This is a genomic window from Candidatus Pantoea rara (assembly GCF_051136265.1).
Classification (GTDB): domain Bacteria; phylum Pseudomonadota; class Gammaproteobacteria; order Enterobacterales; family Enterobacteriaceae; genus Pantoea; species Pantoea rara.
In genome coordinates, this window is record NZ_CP194942.1 from 2,680,618 (window position 1) to 2,703,507 (window position 22,890).

The following is a 22,890-nucleotide window of genomic DNA, read 5'->3' on the forward strand; positions in this document are numbered from 1 at the left end:
TCTCCAGGTGCCTGTAAAGTAAGAAGCAACAGCGTCGGGCAAGCCCGACGCTGATCCTGTATGAATTCACAGGAGTGTACCGAAATCTCACAGGTTTTGCACCTGCCCCGCATCAGCGAGTTTTGATCACCAGTCGATTGCTCTGTTTGACCTCTTCCATCACCACATAAGTTCGCGTGTCGTTTACGCCCGGCAGGCGCAACAGGGTTTCACCCAGCAGCTTACGATAGGCAGACATATCAGGTACGCGCGTTTTCAGCAGGTAGTCGAAATCGCCGGAAACGAGGTGACACTCTTGAGTTTCCTCAAGTTTTTGCACAGCGGCGTTAAATTGCTCAAACACATCCGGCGCACCACGATTCAGAGTAATCTCAACAAATACCAGCAGAGACGCATCCAGATAGTGCGGGTTCAACTGCGCGGTATAGCCAAGAATAAATCCCTGACGTTCGAGACGACGCACGCGCTCAAGACATGGCGTAGGCGATAAGCCTACGCGTTTGGAAAGCTCTACGTTTGAAATGCGACCATCTTTCTGAAGTTCATTCAGAATGTTCCTGTCAATTCTGTCTAGGTCTTTCCCGGGGCGTTTCTTATTGTCTACCATTATTATTGTCTCTCTTAATTCCTTCCCTTTACCTGCCACGCCCTGAAAACGCTCATTGTTCGGGGCATTTCTGAAGTGAGCTAACAGAGCCTGTGATCTGACACCTATCGATATGACGTATGGTGTCTGTCCACATCATGCGTCATTATCCATATCAGGCTGCTTTTATTCGGCGTTAAGTGCAAAACAGGCGAGGAAAATCTGTTTTGTTCCGATAAATGTTATTCGCTTCTGATAATGTTTTCGCAAAAGCGCAGGCGATTGTCAAAGTAAAATCACCAAATTCAGGACAAGATGCCAGACAGACCGCTGGGTATCTGTTTTTAAATGAGTATTTTTCCACTATTGCACTGCTTCAACCCGAGTTTTGCCCCCTTTTGGCGCATTGACCAGGCAAAACCGCCGCTCATCGTCTACGCCGTTTGCAGCTATCGTTAACAAAATTGGCTAAGCCTTGTCATTGTCGCCGGATATTCCCTACAATCGCAGGTTATGTCAGCCGAATGAAACTGAGGAACGCATGAGTACGGGCAAACACAGTAAGTTACTCATTCTGGGCTCCGGCCCAGCGGGTTATACCGCAGCCGTTTATGCTGCACGCGCCAACCTGAACCCGGTGCTAATCACCGGTCTGGAAAAAGGCGGACAGCTGACCACCACTACTGAAGTAGAGAACTGGCCGGGCGACCCGCATGATCTGACAGGTCCATCGCTGATGGAGCGCATGCATGAGCATGCCGAAAAATTTAATACTGAGATCATTTTCGACCATATTCACACCGTCGATCTGCAGAACCGTCCGTTCCGCCTCACTGGCGACAGCGGCGAATACACTGCGGATGCGCTGATCATTGCTACAGGTGCATCAGCGCGTTACCTGGGCCTGCCTTCTGAAGAGGCATTTAAAGGTAAAGGCGTCTCTGCCTGCGCAACCTGTGACGGCTTCTTCTATCGTAATCAGAAAGTCGCGGTGATTGGCGGTGGCAACACGGCCGTTGAAGAAGCGCTCTATCTGGCCAACATTGCGGCTGAAGTGCATCTGATTCACCGTCGTGACAGCTTCCGCGCTGAAAAAATCCTGATCGACCGCCTGATGGAAAAAGTGCGTAACGGCAATATCGTGCTTCACACCCATCGCACGCTGGAAGAAGTGGTGGGCGATCAGATGGGCGTGACCGGTCTGACGCTGCGTTCTACACAGAACAGTGATGAGACAGAAGCGCTGGAAGTGGCGGGATTGTTTGTTGCTATCGGACATAGCCCGAACACGGCCATCTTTGAAGGTCAGCTGGCGCTGGAGAACGGGTACATCAAAGTTCAGTCCGGCTTGCATGGCAACGCAACGCAGACCAGCATCCCTGGCGTCTTTGCAGCGGGTGATGTGATGGACCATATCTATCGTCAGGCGATCACCTCTGCGGGCACCGGTTGCATGGCCGCGTTAGATGCTGAGCGTTTTCTTGACGGGTTAGTTAAAAACGATCAGTAAGTTGTTAACCCTCTGATCTTAAATGTTCCAGGCGACGGTTTTTCCGTCGCCTTTTTTATTGCTGTCATGCTAGATTCTTGCGCCTGAAGAGATGGAAATGTCTTTCCATTTTCCCCCATCATCGACATTTATCATGGTCTCGCATGGACAAATCGCGGCAGCAGCATCTTACCCGCTGGCTTCGTCAGCAACGTCATTTCGCCGGTCGCTGGTTGCGACTCAACACGCTGCTGGGCATGGCGAGTGCACTGCTGATCATTGCCCAGGCCGGTTTACTGGCCTCGCTGCTCCAGGCGCTGATTATTGAGCAGCAACCACGTGAAACCCTGACGATCAGCATTCTGCTATTACTGCTCTGTTTTGTGTTCCGTGCCCTGATTAACTACGCCCGGGAACTCACCGGCTATCGAGCCGGGCAGGCGATTCGCCAGGCTTTACGTCAGCGAGTTCTGGACCGTTTATCTGATCTGGGCCCGGCGTGGATTCAGGGAAAGCCAGCCGGTAGCTGGGCAACCCTGCTGCTGGAGCAGATTGAAGAGATGCAGGAGTATTACGCCCGCTATCTGCCACAGATGACGCTGGCGGTACTGATCCCCTGCTGCATTCTGCTGACTATTTTTCCGCTGAACTGGACGGCAGGTCTGATCCTCTTTGCCACCGCACCGTTAATTCCGCTGTTTATGGCGCTCGTCGGAATGGGTGCGGCCGAGGCCAACCGCAGAAACTTCCTGGTGCTGGCTCGTCTGAGCGGTAACTTTCTTGACCGTCTGCGCGGCAGAGAGACGTTGAGGCTGTTTCATCGTGGTGAAGCAGAGCAGCAGGCCGTTGCCGCTGCCACCACCGATTTTCGCCAGCGCACCATGGAAGTGCTGCGCTTAGCCTTTCTCTCCTCCGCCGTACTTGAGTTTTTTGCCTCGTTAGCGATCGCCGTGGTGGCAGTCTATTTTGGCTTCTCCTATCTGGGCGAATTGCATTTCGGCGATTATGGCCGGGGCGTAACGCTGTTTGCCGGCTTCCTGGTGCTGGTCCTCGCCCCGGAATTTTTCCAGCCACTGCGCGATCTCGGTGCGTTTTATCACGCCAAAGCTCAGGCGGTGGGCGGTGCCGATGCGCTTGAAGCCTTTATGCAGGCAACGCCCGACGCTGCACCGCAGAAAGGCCAGCGCCCTTTCACTACGGATCGCGCAATCGCGCTAATCGCTGATGATCTGTGTGTCTGCGCACCCGATGGCCAGGTGCTGTGTGGCCCGCTCACTTTTACCGTTGCCGCGGGTGAGCAGATTGCACTGGTCGGTCAAAGCGGGGCGGGTAAAACGGCCCTGATGAATGCTCTGCTCGGGTTTCTGCCTTATCAGGGCTCGCTGAAAGCCAATGGCGTTGAACTGCGCGATATACACCGGAGTGACTGGCATCAGCAACTGAGCTGGGTAGGACAGAATCCTCAGTTACCGGCCGATACATTGCGCGACAACATCGTGATGAATGCCGCCTGGGATGGCGATCGCTTTGCCGCGCTGCTGGAAACCTGTGGCATCAACGAGTTCCTGCCGCGTCTGCCTCAGGGCATTGAGACCCAGCCTGGCGATGGCGGTAATCAGCTGTCGGTGGGCCAGGCGCAGCGGGTCGCGGTCGCACGTGCCCTCTATAAACCCTCACATTTTTTGCTGCTCGATGAACCGGCAGCCAGCCTGGATGCACTCAGCGAACGTCATGTGATGCTGGCGCTGAACGGGGCGGCAGCGCGGCAGACCACGCTGATGATTACTCATCAGATCGATACGCTGAGTCGCTGGCAGACCCTTTGGGTGATGGAAGCGGGTAAGCTGGTGCAACAGGGTAACTGGCAGCAGCTGTCACAACAGCCAGGTGCCTTTAGTGAGATGCTGAAGCATCGTCAACAGGAGATCCGCTGATGTCCGCCTTGCGTCCTTTTCTTCGTCTCTGGCTGTGCCACCCTTTTCGCCTGGCGCTGGGCATCGTGCTGGCGATTGTTACCCTGCTGGCCAGCATCGGCCTGCTGACGCTGTCTGGCTGGTTTCTGGCCGCCTCGTCAGTGGCAGGTGTTGCTGGTCTCTATACCTTTAACTACATGTTGCCTGCGGCAGGCGTTCGGGGTGCAGCCATTATCCGCACCGCCGCACGCTATGCTGAACGGCTGGTCAGCCACGATGCGACGTTCAGGGTGCTTCAGCATCTGCGGGTCCACACGTTCAGCCGCCTGATGGCTCTTTCACCGGGCCAGCTTTCGCGGTTCCGACAGGCGGACCTGCTCAACCGCTTCGTGGCTGATGTCGATACGCTGGATCATCTCTATCTGCGCGTTATCTCGCCGCTGCTGGGCGCATTAGTCGTGATTATCGTGGTCACCATCGGGATGAGTTTTATTGATCTCCAGCTGGCACTGACGCTGGGCGGCATCATGCTGTGTACACTGGTCCTGATGCCCGCCCTTTTTTATCGTCTCGGGTCACCGGCAGGCGTCGCTATTGCTCAGAGTCGCGCCCGCTGGCGCTTACAGCTGATGCAGTGGCTGGCGGCTCAGGCTGAACTGACTTTATACGGTGCCTCACAGGGCTGGCGTCAGCAACTTGATGAAGATGAACAGCGCTGGCAACAGGCACAGAATCAGCAACAGCGTTTGCAGGCCACGGCACAAAGCCTGCTACTGTTGGTCAGCGGTGCAACGGTCACACTTCTGCTCTGGCTCAGTGCCGCAACCATTAGTGAACAGCAGTTGCCCGGTTCACTGATTGCCCTGGTGGTGTTTTGCGCCCTGGCCGCCTTCGAGGCACTGGCACCGGTAGCAGGAGCCTTCCTGCCCATGTCACAGGTGATAAACGCCGCTCAGCGGGTCAATGACATTATCGATCAGTCTCCCGCGATCGCTTTCCCGGCACAGTCAGATGCCCGGCCAGGACCTCTCTCGGTCGATATCGAACAGCTCGACTTCAGCTATCCCGACCGTTCGGATAAGGTGCTGAACGGCTGTACGCTTAAGGTGGCGGCCGGTGAACACATTGCGCTGCTGGGACCGACCGGCTGCGGGAAATCAACACTGCTGGCGCTGTTAACGCGTGGCTGGGAGAGCCAGCGCGGCGTTATCAGCCTGAATGCTCTGCCAGTCATCACATGGTCAGAGCCCGCATTGCGCCAGCGCATCAGCGTAGTGACTCAGCGGGTTCACCTCTTCAGTCAGAGTCTGCGCGATAACTTACTGCTGGCTTGCCCCGGTGCCAGCGATGAGCAGTTATGCCGCGTGCTGAACGACGTCGGCCTGCAGCGCCTGCTTGAAAACCAGGAAGGTTTAAACGCCTGGATGGGAGAAGGGGGTCGCCCGTTATCGGGTGGCGAACTGCGTCGTCTGGCGCTGGCGCGTGCGTTACTGCATAACGGCGATCTCTGGCTGCTGGATGAACCTACCGAAGGGCTGGATGCCACCACCGAGCAACATATCCTTGCCCTGCTGCAGCGGCTGATCGCCGGAAAGACCGTCATCATGGTCACTCATCGCCTCAGCGGCCTGGAACAGATGGATCGCATCTGCGTGATGGATAATGGTGCCATTGTTGAACAGGGTAGCCATGCGGAATTAATCTCAAAAGCGGGTCGCTACTGGCGTTTCCGGCAACGTATTGCGTTATAGTCTTAGCGAAATGCTGATGAGTAACTTAACGCGATGAGACTGGTACAACTGTCACGGGAATCTCTGCAATTTCCCCCACCTGAGATGGCGCTGCGTGAGCCAAACGGCCTGCTGGCCATGGGTGGGGATCTCTCCCCTGCCCGGCTGCTTAACGCCTATCAGCGCGGCATCTTTCCGTGGTTTTCACCTGGCGATCCGATTCTCTGGTGGTCGCCCGATCCCCGTGCAGTTCTGTTGCCCGAGCAGTTTCACCTCAGCCGCAGCATGAAACGTTTCCACAGCCGTTCGCCCTATCGGGTAACGATGAATGAATCGTTTGATGAGGTGATTGAGGGCTGTGCCACAGGTCGCGAGGAAGGCACCTGGATCACTTTTGAGATGAAACGTGCCTGGTTGCGTTTGTATGAGCTGGGCCACGCTCACTCCATTGAGGTGTGGGACGAGCATCAGCTGGTGGGTGGCATGTATGGGCTGGCGATGGGGCAAATCTTTTGCGGTGAATCAATGTTCAGCCGTCAGCAGAATGCCTCCAAAACCGCACTTTGGGTATTTTGTCAGCATTTCATCCGACATCAGGGCCGTCTGCTAGATTGTCAGGTACTTAACCCCCATACAGCGTCTTTAGGCGCGCAGGAGATCCCGCGCACGGACTATCTGCAATATGTACAAAGCCTTGCGAGCCAGCCAGTCAGCGATGGCTGCTGGCAGACACAAACGCTTTTTTAGCGGTACAAAGATGTTTTGCACACATAAAGGCGTATAAGTGGTATAATAGTCGAGTTTGGTATGTCGTCCGCGCTTCGCAATAACGAGCCGGAATTGCCAGGCTGGGAATCTCAACGCACTCTCGGAACTGTTTTCAATCGTGCGCGTGTAACCGGTTGATACAGATTCTTAGCCCGCTAATCCCCCGCAGACGCCACCCTAACCACCCTAATTTTACCGGATGCGCGCGAGTGACGTGCACCCCGGCAAAGCGTTGGCAAAATCGCCGACGGTTCTTTACATAAATCGTTGAATTGGGCATTATCTTGCCGGTTCAACTGAAAGGTAGTACACCCAGAGGATTCGATGGCCAAAGAAGACAATATTGAAATGCAAGGTACCGTACTGGATACGTTACCTAACACCATGTTCCGCGTAGAACTTGAGAACGGACACGTGGTTACTGCTCACATCTCCGGTAAAATGCGCAAAAACTACATCCGCATCCTGACGGGTGACAAAGTGACCGTTGAGTTGACCCCGTACGACCTGAGCAAAGGCCGCATTGTCTTCCGTAGTCGCTAATTTGCAGTAATCTTATCGCTCTGCATTTTAAAGCGAAAAAAAAGGCCGGATATTTATATCCGGCCTTTTTCACATCTGCAACGAGCTGTTAATGCACAGTGCCTTCAGTTTTGCGTTTTTCGGCACTCAGGAAGTGATAGGTCAGTTCACCTTTTTCACGATCCAGCGCTACTGACACCGAACCGCCATCCACCAGCGAACCAAACAGCAGTTCATTGGCTAACGGTTTCTTCAGGCTGTCCTGCACGGTGCGCGCCATCGGACGAGCACCCATCGCTTTGTCATAGCCCTTCTCAGCCAGCCAGTCGCGCGCTTCATCACTGACTTCCAGTGATACACCTTTAGCATCCAGCTGCGCCTGCAACTCGACAATAAACTTGTCGACCACCTGATGAATCACCTCTGGTGACAGGTGACTGAACCAGATGATGTTGTCGAGACGGTTACGAAACTCTGGCGTAAAGATCTTTTTGATCTCTTCCATCGCATCGGTGCTGTTGTCCTGATGAATCAGACCAATCGATTTACGTTCCGTCTCGCGCACACCGGCGTTGGTGGTCATCACCAGCACCACGTTGCGGAAGTCCGCTTTACGACCGTTGTTGTCAGTCAGCATGCCATTGTCCATCACCTGCAGCAGCAGGTTAAAGACATCCGGGTGCGCTTTCTCAATCTCATCCAGCAACACCACCGCATGAGGATGCTTAATCACCGCATCCGTCAGCAGGCCGCCCTGATCAAAGCCGACGTAACCTGGAGGCGCACCAATCAGACGACTGACCGTATGACGCTCCATATACTCGGACATATCAAAGCGCAGCAGCTCAATTCCCAGGGCTTTCGCCAGCTGCACAGTCACTTCTGTTTTACCGACACCCGTTGGTCCCGCAAACAGGAAGGAACCTACCGGCTTGCGATCCTGGCCCAGACCGGCGCGGCTCATTTTGATCGCCTCAGTCAGCACCTCAATGGCCTTATCCTGCCCAAATACCAGCATCTTCAGACGATCGCCGAGATTTCGCAACGTATCGCGGTCGGTTGCTGACACGCTTTGCTCAGGAATACGGGCAATGCGGGCCACGACGGTTTCAATGTCAGAGACATTGATGGTTTTCTTGCGCTTACTGGCTGGCATCAGGCGCGCACGCGCACCCGCTTCGTCAATCACATCAATCGCCTTGTCAGGCAGATGACGGTCGTTGATATATTTCACCGCCAGTTCCACGGCTGCGCGCACCGCCTTCGCGGTATAACGCACATCGTGATGCGCTTCGTACTTGGTTTTCAGGCCAGCCAGGATCTGCACGGTCTCTTCAACAGAAGGCTCCGTGATATCGATCTTCTGGAAGCGACGCGCCAGAGCACGATCTTTCTCGAAGATGTTGCTGAATTCCTGATAGGTCGTTGAACCCATGACGCGGATCCTGCCACCAGAGAGCAGGGGTTTAATCAGGTTAGCCGCATCAACCTGGCCACCCGACGCAGCACCCGCACCGATGATGGTATGGATTTCATCGATAAACAGAATGCTGTGTTCGTCTGACTCCAGCTGCTTCAGCAGCGCTTTGAAACGTTTTTCAAAGTCACCACGGTATTTGGTGCCCGCCAGCAGGGAACCGATATCCAGTGAGTAAATCGTGCAATCTTTCATCACTTCCGGTACGTCACCCTGCTCGATACGCCAGGCGAGACCTTCAGCAATAGCGGTTTTACCCACACCCGATTCACCCACCAGCAGCGGGTTGTTTTTACGGCGTCGGCACAATACCTGTATGGTTCGTTCCAGCTCTTTATCGCGACCAATCAGTGGATCGATACCACCGACGCGAGCAAGCTGATTTAGATTGGTGGTGAAGTTTTCCATACGCTCCTCCCCGCCTGCTTGCTCTTCGTTAACCGGATTTTCAGCGCCTGGCGCCTGGCCCGGCTCGTCTTTGCGCGTACCGTGAGAGATGAAATTCACCACATCAAGGCGGCTGACTTCATGTTTGCGTAACAGATAAGCCGCCTGAGACTCCTGCTCGCTGAAGATGGCGACCAGCACATTCGCGCCGGTGACTTCACTGCGACCGGATGACTGGACATGGAAAACCGCACGCTGCAGGACGCGCTGGAAGCTGAGCGTCGGTTGTGTATCACGCTCCTCTTCGCTGGCGGGCAGCACCGGCGTGGTTTGTTCGATGAAGGCTTCGAGTTCCTGCCGTAAAGCCACCATGTCCACCGTACAGGCTTCCAGTGCCTCTCTGGCCGACGGGTTACTGAGCAACGCCAGTAACAGATGCTCGACGGTCATAAACTCATGACGGTGCTCACGCGCTCTGGCGAAAGCCATATTTAAACTGAGTTCCAGTTCTTGATTGAGCATTAGGCACCTCCCCCAATTATCGCCCTGACCTGTTTCCTATATGGAGACGGGTTCAGGCTTTTTCCAGCGTACACAGCAACGGATGATGGTTTTCCCGCGCATAATTGTTCACCTGGGCCGCTTTCGTTTCGGCGACTTCTGCAGTAAATACACCACAGATCGCCTTGCCGTGATAGTGAACTTTCAACATCAGCTGCGTTGCACGTTCAACATCATAAGAAAAGAACTTTTGTACAACGTCAATAACAAATTCCATAGGTGTATAATCGTCATTATTCAGAATGACTTTATACATAGAAGGCGGCTTTAACCCTTCACGTACTTTATCTTCGGCCAGATGTTCAAAGTTAAGCCAGTCGTTTGTGTTTGCCATAGTGTTCCGTTGAGATTTTGCTTTTAGCCTTTTGGTGGCTACATGTTGAGAGTTTAACATGCCTGTCAAGCTGCTGGCCGCTGCTGAAAATTTATTCAACAATTTCCTTGCGCGACCTGTATCACAAAATTTGCAATAGCGTTAACTGCTTCAAATTTTGATGATTTTTTCCCCATCTGACCCGGTGGTTTGCTTGACGCCAGCGGCGCTTTCTCTACATTCTACCTGCACAGGCTGATTGAGTTTTAATCAAATCCGACTCACAGCTTAAAAGACCTCACCTACTTATAAAATGTCTTGCGAGGGAAGTAAAAGCATGGAGACGGGCACAGTAAAATGGTTCAATAATTCCAAAGGCTTTGGCTTTATCTGTCCGGTTGGCGGTGGCGAAGATATTTTTGCACATTACTCCACTATTCAGATGGAAGGCTACCGAACGCTGAAGGCAGGCCAGCAGGTTCAGTTCGATGTGCATGAAGGTCCGAAAGGCAACCATGCCAGCCTCATCGTACCGGTTGAGGTGCAGGCTGTAGCCTGACACGGAACCCACCTCTGAACAGTGACCCAAAAATGCCAGCCAGTGCCGCTGGCATTTTCCTATCCAACAGACCTTAGTCCGCCTGGCCCTGTGCCAGTCCAATCACCCGCGCGAACATCTGCCGCATTAACGGCGGAATAGCCTCCGGCCCGCGTTCCGCCGCTGACGTAGCCACTGCGATCGCCAGTTCTGGCTTAGAGCTCTGGTGAATCGCTTTGGTAATAATACGCCTGGAACTCATCGGAACGTTTAACGGCAGGTGCGCCATCTGATGATAGACATCCTGAAAACCGTGCTGATAGAGAAAATTCTCCATATCCAGCGCCGGTAACTGCGTCAGAAAACGCGGCTCAGGATCACCCGGCTGTAACTGTGTACGTGCCGTGCTGGCATATTTATTCCCCGCCTGATCGCCGTCAGTCAGCACGTGCCAGGCGATGCCCATGCGTCGGGCAAACTTCAACAGCGGCTTTAAACCCGATTGCGCAAATTCAATCACCTTCACCCCTTCCGCCGCGAAGTTATAACCGCACTGCTGCGCCAGCTCACTCATAATCCAGACTTCGGTTTCTCCCTCCACCAGCAGCCAGCAACGGGCGAACAGGGCCGCAGGCCGGTTGACGCGAATATGGAAGCCAATGCGACGACTCTCTTCGGCACTCAGCCCCTCCGGACCGATGCGCCAGGCCGCCACACGCGAGGGTTCCCGCACCAGCCGACAGACGTTTTCCACCGGCACCTGCGACAGCAGCTCAGAAGAGTTTGTGGTGGCGATTTTTTGCAGCGGCAACAGCTTCAGCAGGTTCCAGGCCACTGACAGCATAATCGGATGCAGGCGGGTTTCCGGATCTTCAATCAGCAGCAGTGGCCGGGCACCCGCGGCCAGCGGAACCTCGCCTCGTGCCTCAATCAGCAGAGTAAACATCTGCAGCAGGATAAGCTGACGGCTGCGTGAGTCGGTTCCGGCAATCAATTGATTCAGGTGATCCAGCGCCCGCCATCCCTGCCCCCCATCGCGCGTCTGCGGATCCCGCGACCGGGCCTCGCCACCCGCGCCGGGCGGCTGCACCAGAAAGTAGTGCTGCATCAGTTGCTGCATAGTTTTCAGCCCCTGTCGCAGTACCTCATCGCTGAGCTGCTGCGGATGTCGCTCCAGATCGCGTGCCAGCGTCTCCATACTAACCAGCAGTTCAGGATGCGGGGGTGCCACCGGCACGCTGTTCCGCGTCCGTTTACTAAAACGCGCATCGCGCAACCGCAATACCGGATAGCGTTTCAGCAACAGGTCTATTGCCGCCACACAGTTCTGCTCAGGTAACAGTTGAGCATTCACGTCAATAAAACGGCGACGGGTTTCGATACCGCTGTCACGCCAGGTGGCACTGACACTGTAATAGAGCCGACGCTGGCCCTGCGCATCACGCTGCCAGAAGGTGGAGAGCACCGCATCCGGGTCGCTGCCGTCATCACGAAAGTGGAACACCACCGAAAGACGCCGCATTGAATCGGTCACATCGCCCGGTGTGAAATGGAAATCAGCCTGGTTAAAAACATAGACCGGCTCACAGGGCGAAAGCAGCAGGCTCAGGGCATCCAGCAAGCTGGATTTGCCCCAGGCATTTTCACCAATCAGCAGATTGGTCTGGGTTAAAGGCAGTGAGAGCTTATTGATGCCGCGGAAACCGCGAATGTCGATATGTTCCAGAATCATAGGCGTCCATCCTCAGTTTATAAACAGCATGGTTGCCGCCAGCCAGCCGGTCAAGCCGCTTTCTCAGGGTTTACTCCGTTACGCTTTTTCGCTAGCGTGTGGCCTCTTTATCCCATGGATGGCAATGACATGTACTCCGGACTCCTGATTATTTTGCTGCCGCTGATTGCTGGCTGGCTGTTACCGTTCCGTAAAAGTGCCACTCTGCGACGCGTGAATCAGCTGCTGGGCTGGATGGTTTACGTCATTCTGTTCTTTATGGGCATCAGCCTGGCGTTTCTCGACAATCTGAGCAGCAATCTACTGGCGGTCTTTCACACCGCGCTGGTGGCGGCGTTCTGCATTCTGCTGTGCAACCTGCTGGCGCTGCGCGGGCTGGAAAAATATGCACCCTGGCAGCATGCGCATCGACAGGAGAAACTGCCGTCGCGGCTGCATATGGCGCTGGACTCCCTGAAGCTGTGTGGCGTGGTTGTCATCGGTTTTGTGCTTGGCCTGACTCAGTGGCCCCTGCTGCACCACGCTTCAACGGCCAGCGAATATGCGCTGATCTTTCTGCTGTTTCTGGTGGGCATTCAGCTGCGCGGCAGTGGCATGACGCTGCGGCAGATTATCCTGAACCGACGCGGCATGCTGGTCGCCAGCGTCGTGCTGGTCAGCGCGCTGATCGGCGGCATGATAGCGGCGTTACTGCTGGGCGTACCGCTGAAAACCGGTCTGGCGCTGGCAAGTGGCTTTGGCTGGTACTCGCTCTCCGGCATTCTGATGACCGAAGCTTTTGGTCCGGTCATCGGCAGCGCCGCCTTCTTCAACGATCTGGTGCGTGAACTGGTCGCAATCATGCTGATCCCGGCGCTGATTGGCCGCCATCGCTCCAGCGCTCTGGGGCTGTGCGGTGCCACCTCAATGGACTTCACCCTGCCGGTGCTGCAGCGGGCGGGCGGCAACGAGATTGTCCCGGCCGCTATTGTGCATGGCTTTGTCATGAGCCTGCTGGCCCCGATTCTGATTGCCCTCTTCTCTGCCTGAATCCGGTCTGAGATGCGCTGAGCTCTGCCAGCGCATTTTTTCACGCCTGCTTTTCTGCCGTTTCGTCTACGCTTCTTTTTTCGGTTCTGGTCACGTCACTCTTCAGGGCGGGCCGACATAGGAGAAGAGCATGAAACAAACCGTGGCGGCGCTGGTCGCCAAAACGCTGGAAAGCGCGGGCGTTAAACGCATCTGGGGCGTCACCGGGGATTCCCTTAATGGCCTGAGCGATAGCCTTAATCGCATGGGCACTATCGAATGGATGCCAACGCGCCACGAAGAAGTCGCCGCCTTTGCGGCGGGTGCTGAAGCCCATATTAGCGGCGAACTGGCGGTCTGCGCCGGCTCCTGCGGACCAGGCAATTTACATCTCATCAACGGTTTGTTCGATTGCCATCGCAACCGCGTCCCGGTTCTGGCGATTGCAGCGCATATTCCCTCCAGTGAAATCGGCAGCGGATATTTCCAGGAAACCCATCCGCAGGAGCTGTTCCGCGAATGCAGTCACTACTGTGAGCTGGTCTCGAATCCTGAGCAGTTACCGCAGGTGCTGGGCATCGCAATGCGCAAAGCGATTCTGAATCGTGGCGTCTCAGTAGTGGTACTGCCGGGAGATGTCGCGCTGCAACTGGCGCCAGAAAGCGCCAGCGCGGAGTGGTATCCGCCGCAGTTACCGCAGGTCGTGCCACAGCCCGACGAACTGGCCCGGCTGGCACAGACGCTGAACGAAGCCACTGACATTACACTGTTGTGCGGCAGTGGCTGTGCAGGTGCGCATCAGGAAGTGGTGGCGCTGGCAGAAGCGCTGAAAGCGCCTATCGTTCATGCGCTGCGCGGCAAAGAACATATCGAATATGACAACCCTTATGACGTCGGCATGACCGGCCTGATTGGGTTCTCATCCGGTTTCCACGCCATGATGAATGCCGGGACGCTGGTGTTACTTGGCACCCAGTTCCCCTATCGCGCCTTCTATCCGGAAAACGCTAAGATCATTCAGATCGACATCAATCCGGGCAGCCTCGGCTCACACTGCCACGTCGATCAGGCCTATGTCGGCGATGTGAAAAGCACGCTGCAGGCGCTGTTGCCGCAACTGACGCCCAAAAGCGATCGCCGGCATCTCGACAGTGCGGTTAAACACTATGGCGAGGCGCGTAAAAGTCTCGACGAACTGGCGCAGCCCAATGACAGGCAGCCGATTCATCCGCAATATCTGGCACAGCAGATCAGCCACTACGCCAGTGATGACGCTATTTTCACCTGCGATGTCGGAACCCCGACCGTGTGGGCCGCGCGCTATCTGAAGATGAACGGCCGACGTCGCCTGCTGGGTTCGTTTAACCATGGCTCGATGGCGAACGCGATGCCACAGGCGCTGGGCGCGCAGTCGATCGATCGCAATCGTCAGGTTGTCGCGCTGTGCGGCGACGGCGGCTTCAGCATGCTGATGGGTGATTTTATCTCGCTGGCGCAGCTGAAAATGCCGGTGAAACTGGTGATCTTCAATAACAGCGTACTCGGCTTTGTGGCGATGGAGATGAAAGCGGGTGGCTATCTTACCGATGGCACCGAGCTGGAGAACCCTGACTTTGCCGCTATCGCCCTGGCCTGCGGCATTCGTGGCATCCGGGTGGAAAAGGCATCGGACCTTAATGGCGCGCTGGAGCAGGCGTTTGCCCATGATGGTCCGGTACTGGTGGATGTCATTACTGCCAAAGAGGAGCTGGCAATGCCGCCGCAGATCAAAATGGAGCAGGCCAAGGGCTTCAGTCTCTACATGCTGCGCGCCATCATGAATGGTCGGGGTGATGAGGTAGTAGAACTGGCGAAAACCAACTGGCTGCGGTAAAACAGAGGTTCCATCCAGGCGGGCGCGATGCCCGCCTTTTTTTTCTCTTCCGCCACGTTCAGGAGCATAAGGTGATCGATTTACGCAGTGATACCGTGACCCGACCCAGCGCCGCCATGTTAAACGCGATGATGTCTGCCGAAACCGGTGATGATGTCTACCGTGACGATCCCACCGTGAATGCACTGGAGGCGGAAGCGGCACGACTGAGCGGCAAAGCAGCTGCCCTGTTTTTCCCTACCGGCACCCAGGCGAACCTGGTGGCGTTGCTCAGCCACTGCGAACGCGGCGATGAATATATCGTCGGTCAGCAGGCGCACAACTACAAGTATGAGGCGGGTGGCGCGGCGGTGCTGGGCAGTATTCAGCCGCAGCCGGTACTGGCCGCCGACGATGGCACCCTGCCGCTGGATGTGGTAGCCGCCGCCATCAAGCCGGAAGACATTCACTTTGCCCGCACTCGTTTGCTGAGTCTGGAGAATACCCATCACGGCAAGGTGCTGCCGACAGGCTATCTGGAACAGGCGTGGACTTTTACCCGTGAGCATAAGCTGGCGCTGCACATCGATGGCGCTCGTATTTTCAATGCGGTGGTGGCGCAGAAGACCACGCTGGCGGCGATTGCCCGCTACTGCGACACCCTGACCATTTGTCTTTCTAAGGGGCTTGGAACACCTGTTGGTTCGCTGCTGTGTGGCGATGCCGCGCTGATTGAGCGTGCCCGTCGCTGGCGTAAAATGACCGGTGGCGGCATGCGTCAGGCCGGTATTCTGGCGGCGGCAGGTCTCTATGCGCTAGAACACAACGTGGCGCGACTGCAGGAGGATCATGACAATGCGGCCTGGCTCGGACAGCAGCTGCATGAGCTGGGCGTCAGCGTTATCGATCAACAGACCAACATGCTCTTTGTGGCGGTGCCGGACGCTCAGGTCAAACCATTAGGTGAATGGATGAAAGCGCGCGACGTATTAATCAGCGTGGGGACGCGTACCCGACTGGTCACCCATCTGGATGCTGATCGTGCGGCACTGGAGCAGGTTGTCGCCCACTGGAAAGCGTTTCTGCAGCAGTAATCCGCTATTCCGCCGCGCCATACTTCTCCAGTAGCGCGGCAGCTATCGCGGCAGTTTCGGCATCGGGCTGACCGCGATAATCCGCAGGCCGGAAATGCATCTGAAACGCGGCAATCACTTTCTGCTGCTCACGCGCACTCATCCCCGCAGTTACCGCATAGCCGAAGCGTTGCAGACTTTCCATGAGTGGCTGCTCGGGCACCCGTGCGTATGGATCCTGACCCGCTAAATAAAACTGCACCCGTCCGGCATCAGGCCATGCACCGAGTCCGTGCTGCGCCAGCTGTTGCCACGGAAATAGCGGCCCCGGATCCTGCTTGCGCTGCGGTGCGATATCGCTGTGACCGACAATATTTTCGGGTGGAATGCCGTAACGCCGGGCAATATCCCGCACCAGTGCCTCCAGCGTAATGATCTGCGCGGCGGTAAAGGGCTGCCATTCAAGACCGTTCTGGGTGCGCCGGTAACCCCGGTTCACCAGCTCGATGCCAATCGAGGTGTCATTGATGCGGCTGGCTCCACGCCAGAAACTGGGTCCGGCATGCCAGGTGAGCTGCTGCTCCGGCACCAGCTGCCAGATAACGCCTTTACCGGCGCGCTCTGGCGGCTGGCGGGGGATCAGGTAGTGGGCGCTGACCTCCCGATCGGTGAGTGTTGCCAGCGACGAAGAAAAATCTTCGGCGGTGTAGTGAATCACAATCACTTTAACCCGCGGTCGCGCACCCTGCGCCGGATGCCGTAAATCGGCCCAGTAGCCGTCACGGGATTCCATTCCAGAGTGGCAACCCGCCAGCAGCAGCGCCATCAGCATCAGCAGCCCGCGTTTCAACGAATGATCACCGCCGTGCCGCTGACGCTGACCATCAGCATGCTGCCATCTTTACCGACCGTTTCATAATCAATGTCGATACCGACCACCGCATTGGCACCCAGCGCTTTTGCCTGCTCTTCCAGCTCTTCAAACGCGATCTCACGCGCTTTGCGCAGCTCTTTCTCATACGCGCCGGAACGGCCACCGACCACATCACGAATGCCCGCGAAAAAATCACGGAAGATGTTGGCACCCAGAATCGCCTCACCGGTGACGACGCCGCAATAGTTGCTGATGCTGTGACCTTCCAGCGTTGGGGTTGTTGAAAATTTCATTGCATTCTCCCTGGTGAAAACCGGACTAAGGCTCTTTCGACTAAAAAGCACGGCTATACTCTATGCTAAAAAGGGCACCTTGCCAGAGAACCATAAGGAAATCGAGATGAGAAACAACGCGTTTGCGCTAATGATCCCGGCGGCCCTGCTGCTCAGCGCCTGTACCACCGTTGAGCCCGTTATTAAGGATAATGGCCCGCGTACTGCCCCGTGCATCGAAGGCGGTCCTGACCAGGTAGCCCAGAAGTTTTACGACCTGCGTGTCGAAAAGCCCACGCAGGGTCTGCCTGACAGCAACACACTGGCAAAATATCGCCCTTACCTGAGTGATGCGCTTTACCACTCACTGCTGGCGGCCAGCGGCAGCAATGCCGGTGCACAGTGGCGCAACGGCGATCTCTTCTCCAGCCTCTCACAGGGCCCAACGGCCGCCAGCGTGGCCGATGCCTCCTCGATTCCAAACCGTGATGCACGCAATATCCCGCTGCGGGTCGAACTCAGCCGTGACGGTAAGCAATGGCAGGATGAAGTGCTGATGATTCATCAGGGCACCTGCTGGGTCGTCGACGACGTGCGCTACATGGCTAACCCGATGCATGCCGAGGGTGGAAGCCTGAGCCAGATGCTTGAAAAGTCAAAAAAATAACCTGATATTTTAACGGTTATGAGAAGCGCAGCCACCTCAGGTGACTGCGCTTTTTTTATTGCTGCAGCATGCCCACGGCTTGCGAATGACGCCAGACACTGCATGATATTCTGCTAAGCTTTGGCCGTTTACCTGTTGTTTTACAAATTTTAACCCACCTTATTTGCATAACTATTCTGGTGACGTTAAAATCCGCGACACTAATAGCTATTCAAATCTGGCGCATGAGTATTCAACTAAACGCAATAAACTGCTTCTACGGTGCTCATCAGGCGCTGTTCGACATCAACCTTGAGTGTCCGCAAGGCGAGACCCTGGTACTGCTGGGTCCCAGCGGTGCAGGCAAGAGTTCACTGCTGCGGGTGCTTAACCTGCTGGAGCAGCCTCGTTCAGGTCAGTTGCAGATTGCCGGCAATCAGTTCGACTTCACTCAGAAACCGTCTGATACCGCGATTCGCGAACTGCGTCAGAACGTCGGTATGGTGTTCCAGCAATATAATCTCTGGCCGCATCTGACCGTGCTGCAGAATCTGATTGAAGCGCCCTGCCGGGTTCTGGGCCTCAGCAAAAGCGATGCACGTGCCCGTGCCGATAAGTTGCTTGACCGGCTGCGCCTCACGCCTTACAGCGATCGCTTCCCGCTGCACCTCTCCGGTGGTCAGCAGCAGCGTGTGGCGATTGCCCGCGCACTGATGATGGAACCGCAGGTGTTACTGTTCGATGAGCCGACGGCCGCGCTGGACCCTGAAATTACCGCACAGATTGTCAGTATTATTCGCGAACTGGCGCAGACCCGCATTACCCAGGTGATTGTGACCCATGAAGTGGAAGTGGCACGTAAAACAGCCAGCCGCGTTGTGTACATGGAGAACGGTCGCATTGTGGAACAGGGCGATGCCAGCCGCTTTACACAGCCGCAAACCGAGGCGTTTGCTCACTATCTTTCGCACTAAGTCAGGATGCTAAAAATGAAAAAAATGGTACTTGCTGCACTGCTTGCCGGTTTTAGCCTGAGCGCTACTGCGGCACAGACAATTCGTTTTGCGACCGAAGCCTCTTATCCTCCTTTTGAGTTTGTGGATGCGGACAACAAAATTCAGGGCTTTGACGTCGATCTGGCTAACGCGCTGTGTAAAGAGATTGACGCGACCTGCACTTTCACCAATCAGGCGTTCGACAGCCTGATCCCGAGCCTGAAATTCCGTCGCTTTGATGCGGTGATGGCGGGCATGGATATCACGCCGGATCGTGAAAAACAGGTCCTGTTCACCAAACCTTACTACGATAACTCGGCGCTGTTTGTAGCCCAGAAAGGCAAAGTTGCCAGCGTTGACGCGCTGAAAGGCAAGCGTGTTGGTGTCCAGAACGGCACCACTCATCAGAAATACCTGACAGATAAACACAGCGACATCACCATCGTTCCTTACGACAGCTATCAGAACGCAGTGCTGGACCTGAAAAATGGCCGTATTGATGCCGTATTTGGTGACACCGCCGTGGTCAACGAGTGGCTGAAGCAGAATGCTGCACTGGCTGCCGTCGGCGACAAAGTCACGGACAAAGCCTACTTTGGTACTGGCCTGGGCATTGCGGTACGTACCGGTAACACCGATCTGCAGACCAGATTCAATGGCGCGCTGGATAAGATCAAAGCGGATGGCACCTATAAAACCATCTACAGCAAATGGTTCCAGCAGTAATCTCTGATGAATGAAATGATGACCCTCGCAAGCGCCGCCGGTATGACCGTCGGCCTTGCTGTTTGTGCTCTCATCGCTGGCCTGGTGCTGGCGATGATTTTCGCTGGCTGGGAGTCACTGCGTCTGAGACCGCTGGCGTGGATTGGCACCGGCATGGTGACGCTGATCCGTGGCCTGCCGGAAATTCTGGTGGTGCTGTTTATCTATTTTGGTGCCTCACAGCTGCTGCTCACCCTCTCTGATGGTTTCACGCTGAACTTCGGGCTGTTTACGCTGCCGGTTCAGATGCAGATTGAGAACTTTGATGTCAGTCCTTTCCTGTGTGGCGTCATTGCGCTGGCGATGCTCTATGCCGCCTACGCCTCACAGACGCTGCGCGGCGCGCTCAAAGCGGTGCCTGTCGGTCAGTGGGAATCGGGACAGGCGCTGGGCATGAAAAAGTCGGCTATTTTTCTCCGGCTGATTATGCCGCAGATGTGGCGTCACGCCCTGCCCGGTCTGGGCAATCAGTGGCTGGTGCTCCTGAAAGATACCGCGCTGGTCTCGCTGATCAGCGTTAACGATCTGATGCTGCAAACCAAAAGTATTGCCACCCGAACGCAGGAGCCGTTTACCTGGTTCCTGGTGGCGGCCGCGATCTACTTAGTGATTACGCTGTTCAGCCAGGCGGTGTTACGCCGCATCGAACTGCGCACGACCCGCTTTGAACGGGGGAACAGCTAATGCTGGCCTATCTGCCTGAACTCCTGAAAGGGCTGCACACCAGTCTGACGCTGACGGCGGCCTCGCTGGTGGTGGCGCTACTGCTTGCGCTGCTCTTCACCGTGGTACTGTCGCTGAAAACACCGGTGTTTAATCCGCTGGTGAAAGGTTTTATTACGCTGTTTACCGGTACGCCGCTGCTGGTGCAGATCTTTCTGATCTACTACGGTCCGGGACAGTTTCCGTCGATCCAGCAGATCCCCTGGCTGTGGCATCTCCTGTCGCAGCCGTGGTTATGCGCGATGCTGGCACTGTCGCTGAACAGCGCGGCTTATACCACGCAGCTGTTTTACGGTGCGGTCCGGGCGATTCCTTCCGGACAGTGGCAATCGTGCGCGGCGCTTGGCATGAGCCGTAAAGACACCCTGCGTATTCTGCTGCCGTATGCATTTAAACGCGCCCTCTCCTCCTACTCGAATGAAGTGGTGCTGGTGTTCAAAGGCACCTCGCTGGCCTACACCATCACTCTGATGGAAGTCATGGGTCACGGCCAGTTGCTCTATGGACGCACCTACGACATTACGGTCTATGCCGCGGCAGGTCTGATTTATCTCTGCGTTAATGGTTTACTGACGCTGATGATGCGACTGATCGAAAAACGCGCTCTGGCCTTTGAACGACGTAACTGAATTCAGGGCGAGACTCCTCGCCCTTTTCGCCTGAAAAACCACAAAAATTGCATAAAAATTCATTTTATGGCAGGGTATTGCCTTCTCTGACTGACCACATCACAGGAATTATAAAATGAAAAAATGGATTATTGCCGCTGCGCTGGCGTCACTCACGATGACAGCCCAGGCAGCAGAAAAGATTCGCTTCGCCGCCTCAGCGACCTATCCGCCGTTTGAAACGCTGGATCGGGAAAATAATCTGGTGGGGTTTGATATCGACCTGGCCAAAGCGCTGTGTCAGCAGATGAAAGCGGAATGCACCTTTACCAACAATGCTTTCGACAGCCTGATTCCGTCACTGAAATTCCGCCGCTATGACGCGGTCATTTCCGGCATGGATATCACCGCTGAACGTAGCAAGCAGGTCGACTTTACCCAGCCCTATTACGCTAACTCCGCCATTGTCATCGCGCAGAAAGGCAAGTTCAGCAGCGTCAGTGATTTGAAAGACAAACGCATCGGTGTTGAAAACGGCACCACTCACCAGAAGTACCTTCAGGATAAGCATCCGGAAGTGAAAGCGGTGGCGTATGACAGCTATCAGAATGCGATTCTGGATATGAAGAATGGCCGGCTGGATGGCGTGTTCGGCGACAGCGCAGTGGTAAATCAGTGGCTGAAGACCAATCCGGATCTCGCCACGGTCGGTGAACATGTGACAGATACAGACTACTTTGGCACCGGCCTGGGCATTGCGGTGCGAAAAGGCAATACCGCGCTGCGCGATCGGTTCAATCAGGCGCTGACCGAACTGAAAGCCAACGGCAGCTGGCAGCAGCTTAATCAGAAATGGTTCCCGGAATAATTCCGGTCACGTCACCGGGCTCAGTGGTGACGGCGGGTTAACAGCGTCAGCACTTCAAAATGGGCGGTGTGCGGGAACATATCGAACAGCTGTACCTTCGTGACCTCATACGCGCTCAGTCGGGCAATATCCTGCGCCATGGTCTGCGGATTACAGCTTGAATAGAGCAGATAATCCGGGGCCATCTGGCTGAGATAATCACACAACGCTTCACCTATCCCCCGACGCGGCGGATTCACCAGCACCAGCTGTGGCACCGCGTCGCGCCCGGACGCAAATGCCGTGGAATCCAGCGCCGCAAACTGCACTTTTTCCAGCCCCAGCATCTCAGCAGAACGTCGGGCGCATTTAATCGCCTCGGCGCTAATCTCAATACCCGTCAGTTCCATCTCCGGTGTCGCGCAGTGCAGGCCAAAACCGCCCACGCCACAGAAGAGATCCCACATGCTGTTCACCGGCAGCGCACGTACCCAGTCGCGCGCGGTAGCATAGAGCGCGCTGGCAACCTGCGGGTTGGTCTGGAAGAAGCTCTGCGGGCGGATCCACAGCGGCACGCCGTTGAAGTTCTCTGCCAGCGACTGCGCGGGCGTCAGCGCAATCTCCTCTTCCCCCTCCAGAATCGCCATATGCACCGGCTGAATATTGGCAGAGATGACCGCCAGCTGCGGCAGCTGTTGTTGCAGCCACGGCAATGCGGCACGCAGCTGTTCCAGCTTGGCAGTTGAGCGCAGGACAAAACGGAGCATAATGCCGCCCTGCTGACTTTCGGTGATCAGCAGGAATTTAAGCTCACCGCGTTTGCGTGCCACGTTATAGGGGGTCAACCCGGCACGGGCGATAAAGGGCTTAAGCGCCGTAAACACCGGCTGGAAGCTGGCGGGATAGAGCGGGCAGTCGCACAGATCGACAGCCTCGCCATCACGATGAATTAACCCCAGCACCGGACGCTCCACACTGCCGCTGACTACCATTTTGGCTTTGTTCCGGAATGCCTGCTGGGGTGAGGTAACCGGCGGCAACCAGGACGCAACCGGCTGCTCAGACAGTAACTGTTCCAGCATCGACTGTTTGTCGCTCAGCTGAGTGGGATAGGGTTTTTCCAGCCACTGACAGGAGCGGCAACGGTTAGCGTCATAAAGCGCGCAGTGCATGGTAAAGCCTTAACGATCGGGTCGGGCGGAGCGCGATTG

At 55.7% G+C, this 22,890-nt stretch carries 22 protein-coding genes; 15 read left to right on the forward strand and 7 right to left on the reverse strand.

The window, feature by feature from the left end; genetic code table 11:
- Positions 1–112: 112 nt before the first annotated feature.
- Positions 113–607, reverse strand: coding sequence for a leucine-responsive transcriptional regulator Lrp (gene lrp, locus ACR8BF_RS12745; RefSeq protein WP_006118610.1), 495 nt, complete (start codon positions 605–607; stop codon positions 113–115).
- Between the two features lie 520 nt (positions 608–1,127).
- On the opposite strand from lrp, the gene trxB reads away from it, so the two are divergent.
- The 5 genes from trxB to infA all read left to right on the forward strand — a co-directional run bounded on the left by trxB (position 1,128) and on the right by infA (position 7,029).
- Positions 1,128–2,096 (forward strand): thioredoxin-disulfide reductase, encoded by a 969-nt coding sequence (gene trxB / locus ACR8BF_RS12750; RefSeq protein WP_179896235.1) that lies wholly within the window; start codon positions 1,128–1,130, stop codon positions 2,094–2,096.
- 143 nt (positions 2,097–2,239) lie between these two features.
- Positions 2,240–4,009: a heme ABC transporter permease/ATP-binding protein CydD gene (cydD, locus tag ACR8BF_RS12755; protein WP_434745072.1), complete on the forward strand. Its 1,770-nt coding sequence runs from the start codon at positions 2,240–2,242 to the stop codon at positions 4,007–4,009.
- A complete protein-coding gene (gene cydC, locus ACR8BF_RS12760; RefSeq protein WP_434745073.1) occupies positions 4,009–5,739 on the forward strand; it encodes a heme ABC transporter ATP-binding protein/permease CydC in 1,731 nt (576 codons plus the stop codon). Before cydD ends, cydC begins: the two co-directional genes overlap by 1 nt.
- Positions 5,740–5,772: 33 nt before the next feature.
- Positions 5,773–6,465 (forward strand): leucyl/phenylalanyl-tRNA--protein transferase, encoded by a 693-nt coding sequence (gene aat, locus ACR8BF_RS12765; RefSeq protein WP_179896240.1) that lies wholly within the window; start codon positions 5,773–5,775, stop codon positions 6,463–6,465.
- 345 nt (positions 6,466–6,810) lie between these two features.
- Positions 6,811–7,029 (forward strand): translation initiation factor IF-1, encoded by a 219-nt coding sequence (gene infA / locus ACR8BF_RS12770; protein ID WP_002211347.1) that lies wholly within the window; start codon positions 6,811–6,813, stop codon positions 7,027–7,029.
- An 88-nt stretch (positions 7,030–7,117) separates the two neighbouring features.
- Here infA and clpA read toward each other — a convergent pair whose 3' ends face one another.
- Together clpA and clpS are read right to left on the reverse strand one after the other, a co-directional pair.
- Complete coding sequence (gene clpA, locus ACR8BF_RS12775; protein ID WP_179896242.1) at positions 7,118–9,394, reverse strand: ATP-dependent Clp protease ATP-binding subunit ClpA; 2,277 nt, start codon at positions 9,392–9,394, stop codon at positions 7,118–7,120.
- 52 nt (positions 9,395–9,446) lie between these two features.
- Positions 9,447–9,767 carry an ATP-dependent Clp protease adapter ClpS gene (gene clpS, locus ACR8BF_RS12780; protein ID WP_003849318.1) on the reverse strand — a complete coding sequence of 107 codons (321 nt, stop codon included), beginning with the start codon at positions 9,765–9,767 and terminating at the stop codon, positions 9,447–9,449.
- A gap of 316 nt (positions 9,768–10,083) precedes the next feature.
- On the opposite strand from clpS, the gene cspD reads away from it, so the two are divergent.
- Positions 10,084–10,305, forward strand: coding sequence for a cold shock-like protein CspD (gene cspD / locus ACR8BF_RS12785; RefSeq protein WP_179896244.1), 222 nt, complete (start codon positions 10,084–10,086; stop codon positions 10,303–10,305).
- A gap of 73 nt (positions 10,306–10,378) precedes the next feature.
- Here the strand turns inward: cspD and ACR8BF_RS12790 are convergent, their stop codons facing one another.
- Positions 10,379–12,016, reverse strand: a complete 1,638-nt coding sequence (locus tag ACR8BF_RS12790; RefSeq protein ID WP_434745074.1) for a DUF2813 domain-containing protein — start codon at positions 12,014–12,016, stop codon at positions 10,379–10,381.
- Positions 12,017–12,145: 129 nt separating this feature from the next.
- On the opposite strand from ACR8BF_RS12790, the gene ACR8BF_RS12795 reads away from it, so the two are divergent.
- The 3 genes from ACR8BF_RS12795 to ltaE all read left to right on the forward strand — a co-directional run bounded on the left by ACR8BF_RS12795 (position 12,146) and on the right by ltaE (position 15,970).
- A complete protein-coding gene (locus ACR8BF_RS12795; protein ID WP_179896247.1) occupies positions 12,146–13,045 on the forward strand; it encodes a lysine exporter LysO family protein in 900 nt (299 codons plus the stop codon).
- A 130-nt stretch (positions 13,046–13,175) separates the two neighbouring features.
- The gene (poxB, locus tag ACR8BF_RS12800; protein WP_434745075.1) at positions 13,176–14,897 is read left to right on the forward strand and encodes a ubiquinone-dependent pyruvate dehydrogenase; all 1,722 of its coding nucleotides are present in this window, start codon (positions 13,176–13,178) and stop codon (positions 14,895–14,897) included.
- Positions 14,898–14,968: 71 nt separating this feature from the next.
- Entirely contained in the window at positions 14,969–15,970 is a 1,002-nt protein-coding gene (ltaE, locus tag ACR8BF_RS12805; RefSeq protein ID WP_434745076.1) for a low-specificity L-threonine aldolase, read from the forward strand.
- 4 nt (positions 15,971–15,974) lie between these two features.
- Here the strand turns inward: ltaE and ACR8BF_RS12810 are convergent, their stop codons facing one another.
- Entirely contained in the window at positions 15,975–16,799 is an 825-nt protein-coding gene (locus ACR8BF_RS12810; protein ID WP_434745077.1) for an N-acetylmuramoyl-L-alanine amidase, read from the reverse strand.
- Entirely contained in the window at positions 16,796–17,116 is a 321-nt protein-coding gene (locus tag ACR8BF_RS12815; RefSeq protein WP_313699624.1) for a heavy metal-binding domain-containing protein, read from the reverse strand. The genes ACR8BF_RS12810 and ACR8BF_RS12815 overlap by 4 nt, the downstream gene beginning before the upstream one ends.
- A 106-nt stretch (positions 17,117–17,222) precedes the next feature.
- Between ACR8BF_RS12815 and ACR8BF_RS12820 the strand changes: the two genes are divergently transcribed.
- The 6 genes from ACR8BF_RS12820 to artJ (ACR8BF_RS12845) all read left to right on the forward strand — a co-directional run bounded on the left by ACR8BF_RS12820 (position 17,223) and on the right by artJ (ACR8BF_RS12845) (position 21,700).
- Positions 17,223–17,762 (forward strand): lipoprotein, encoded by a 540-nt coding sequence (locus ACR8BF_RS12820; RefSeq protein ID WP_179896256.1) that lies wholly within the window; start codon positions 17,223–17,225, stop codon positions 17,760–17,762.
- Positions 17,763–17,986: 224 nt separating this feature from the next.
- Positions 17,987–18,715, forward strand: a complete 729-nt coding sequence (artP, locus tag ACR8BF_RS12825; protein WP_434745078.1) for an arginine ABC transporter ATP-binding protein ArtP — start codon at positions 17,987–17,989, stop codon at positions 18,713–18,715.
- Positions 18,716–18,730: 15 nt separating this feature from the next.
- The gene (gene artJ / locus ACR8BF_RS12830; RefSeq protein ID WP_179896258.1) at positions 18,731–19,462 is read left to right on the forward strand and encodes an arginine ABC transporter substrate-binding protein; all 732 of its coding nucleotides are present in this window, start codon (positions 18,731–18,733) and stop codon (positions 19,460–19,462) included.
- Between the two features lie 6 nt (positions 19,463–19,468).
- Positions 19,469–20,185: an arginine ABC transporter permease ArtQ gene (artQ, locus tag ACR8BF_RS12835; protein WP_179896259.1), complete on the forward strand. Its 717-nt coding sequence runs from the start codon at positions 19,469–19,471 to the stop codon at positions 20,183–20,185.
- Complete coding sequence (gene artM, locus ACR8BF_RS12840) at positions 20,185–20,853, forward strand: arginine ABC transporter permease ArtM (protein ID WP_179896261.1); 669 nt, start codon at positions 20,185–20,187, stop codon at positions 20,851–20,853. Before artQ ends, artM begins: the two co-directional genes overlap by 1 nt.
- Before the next feature lie 115 nt (positions 20,854–20,968).
- Entirely contained in the window at positions 20,969–21,700 is a 732-nt protein-coding gene (gene artJ / locus ACR8BF_RS12845; RefSeq protein ID WP_179896263.1) for an arginine ABC transporter substrate-binding protein, read from the forward strand.
- A gap of 20 nt (positions 21,701–21,720) precedes the next feature.
- Here the strand turns inward: artJ (ACR8BF_RS12845) and rlmC are convergent, their stop codons facing one another.
- Entirely contained in the window at positions 21,721–22,851 is a 1,131-nt protein-coding gene (gene rlmC / locus ACR8BF_RS12850; RefSeq protein ID WP_179896265.1) for a 23S rRNA (uracil(747)-C(5))-methyltransferase RlmC, read from the reverse strand.
- Positions 22,852–22,890 lie beyond the last annotated feature (39 nt).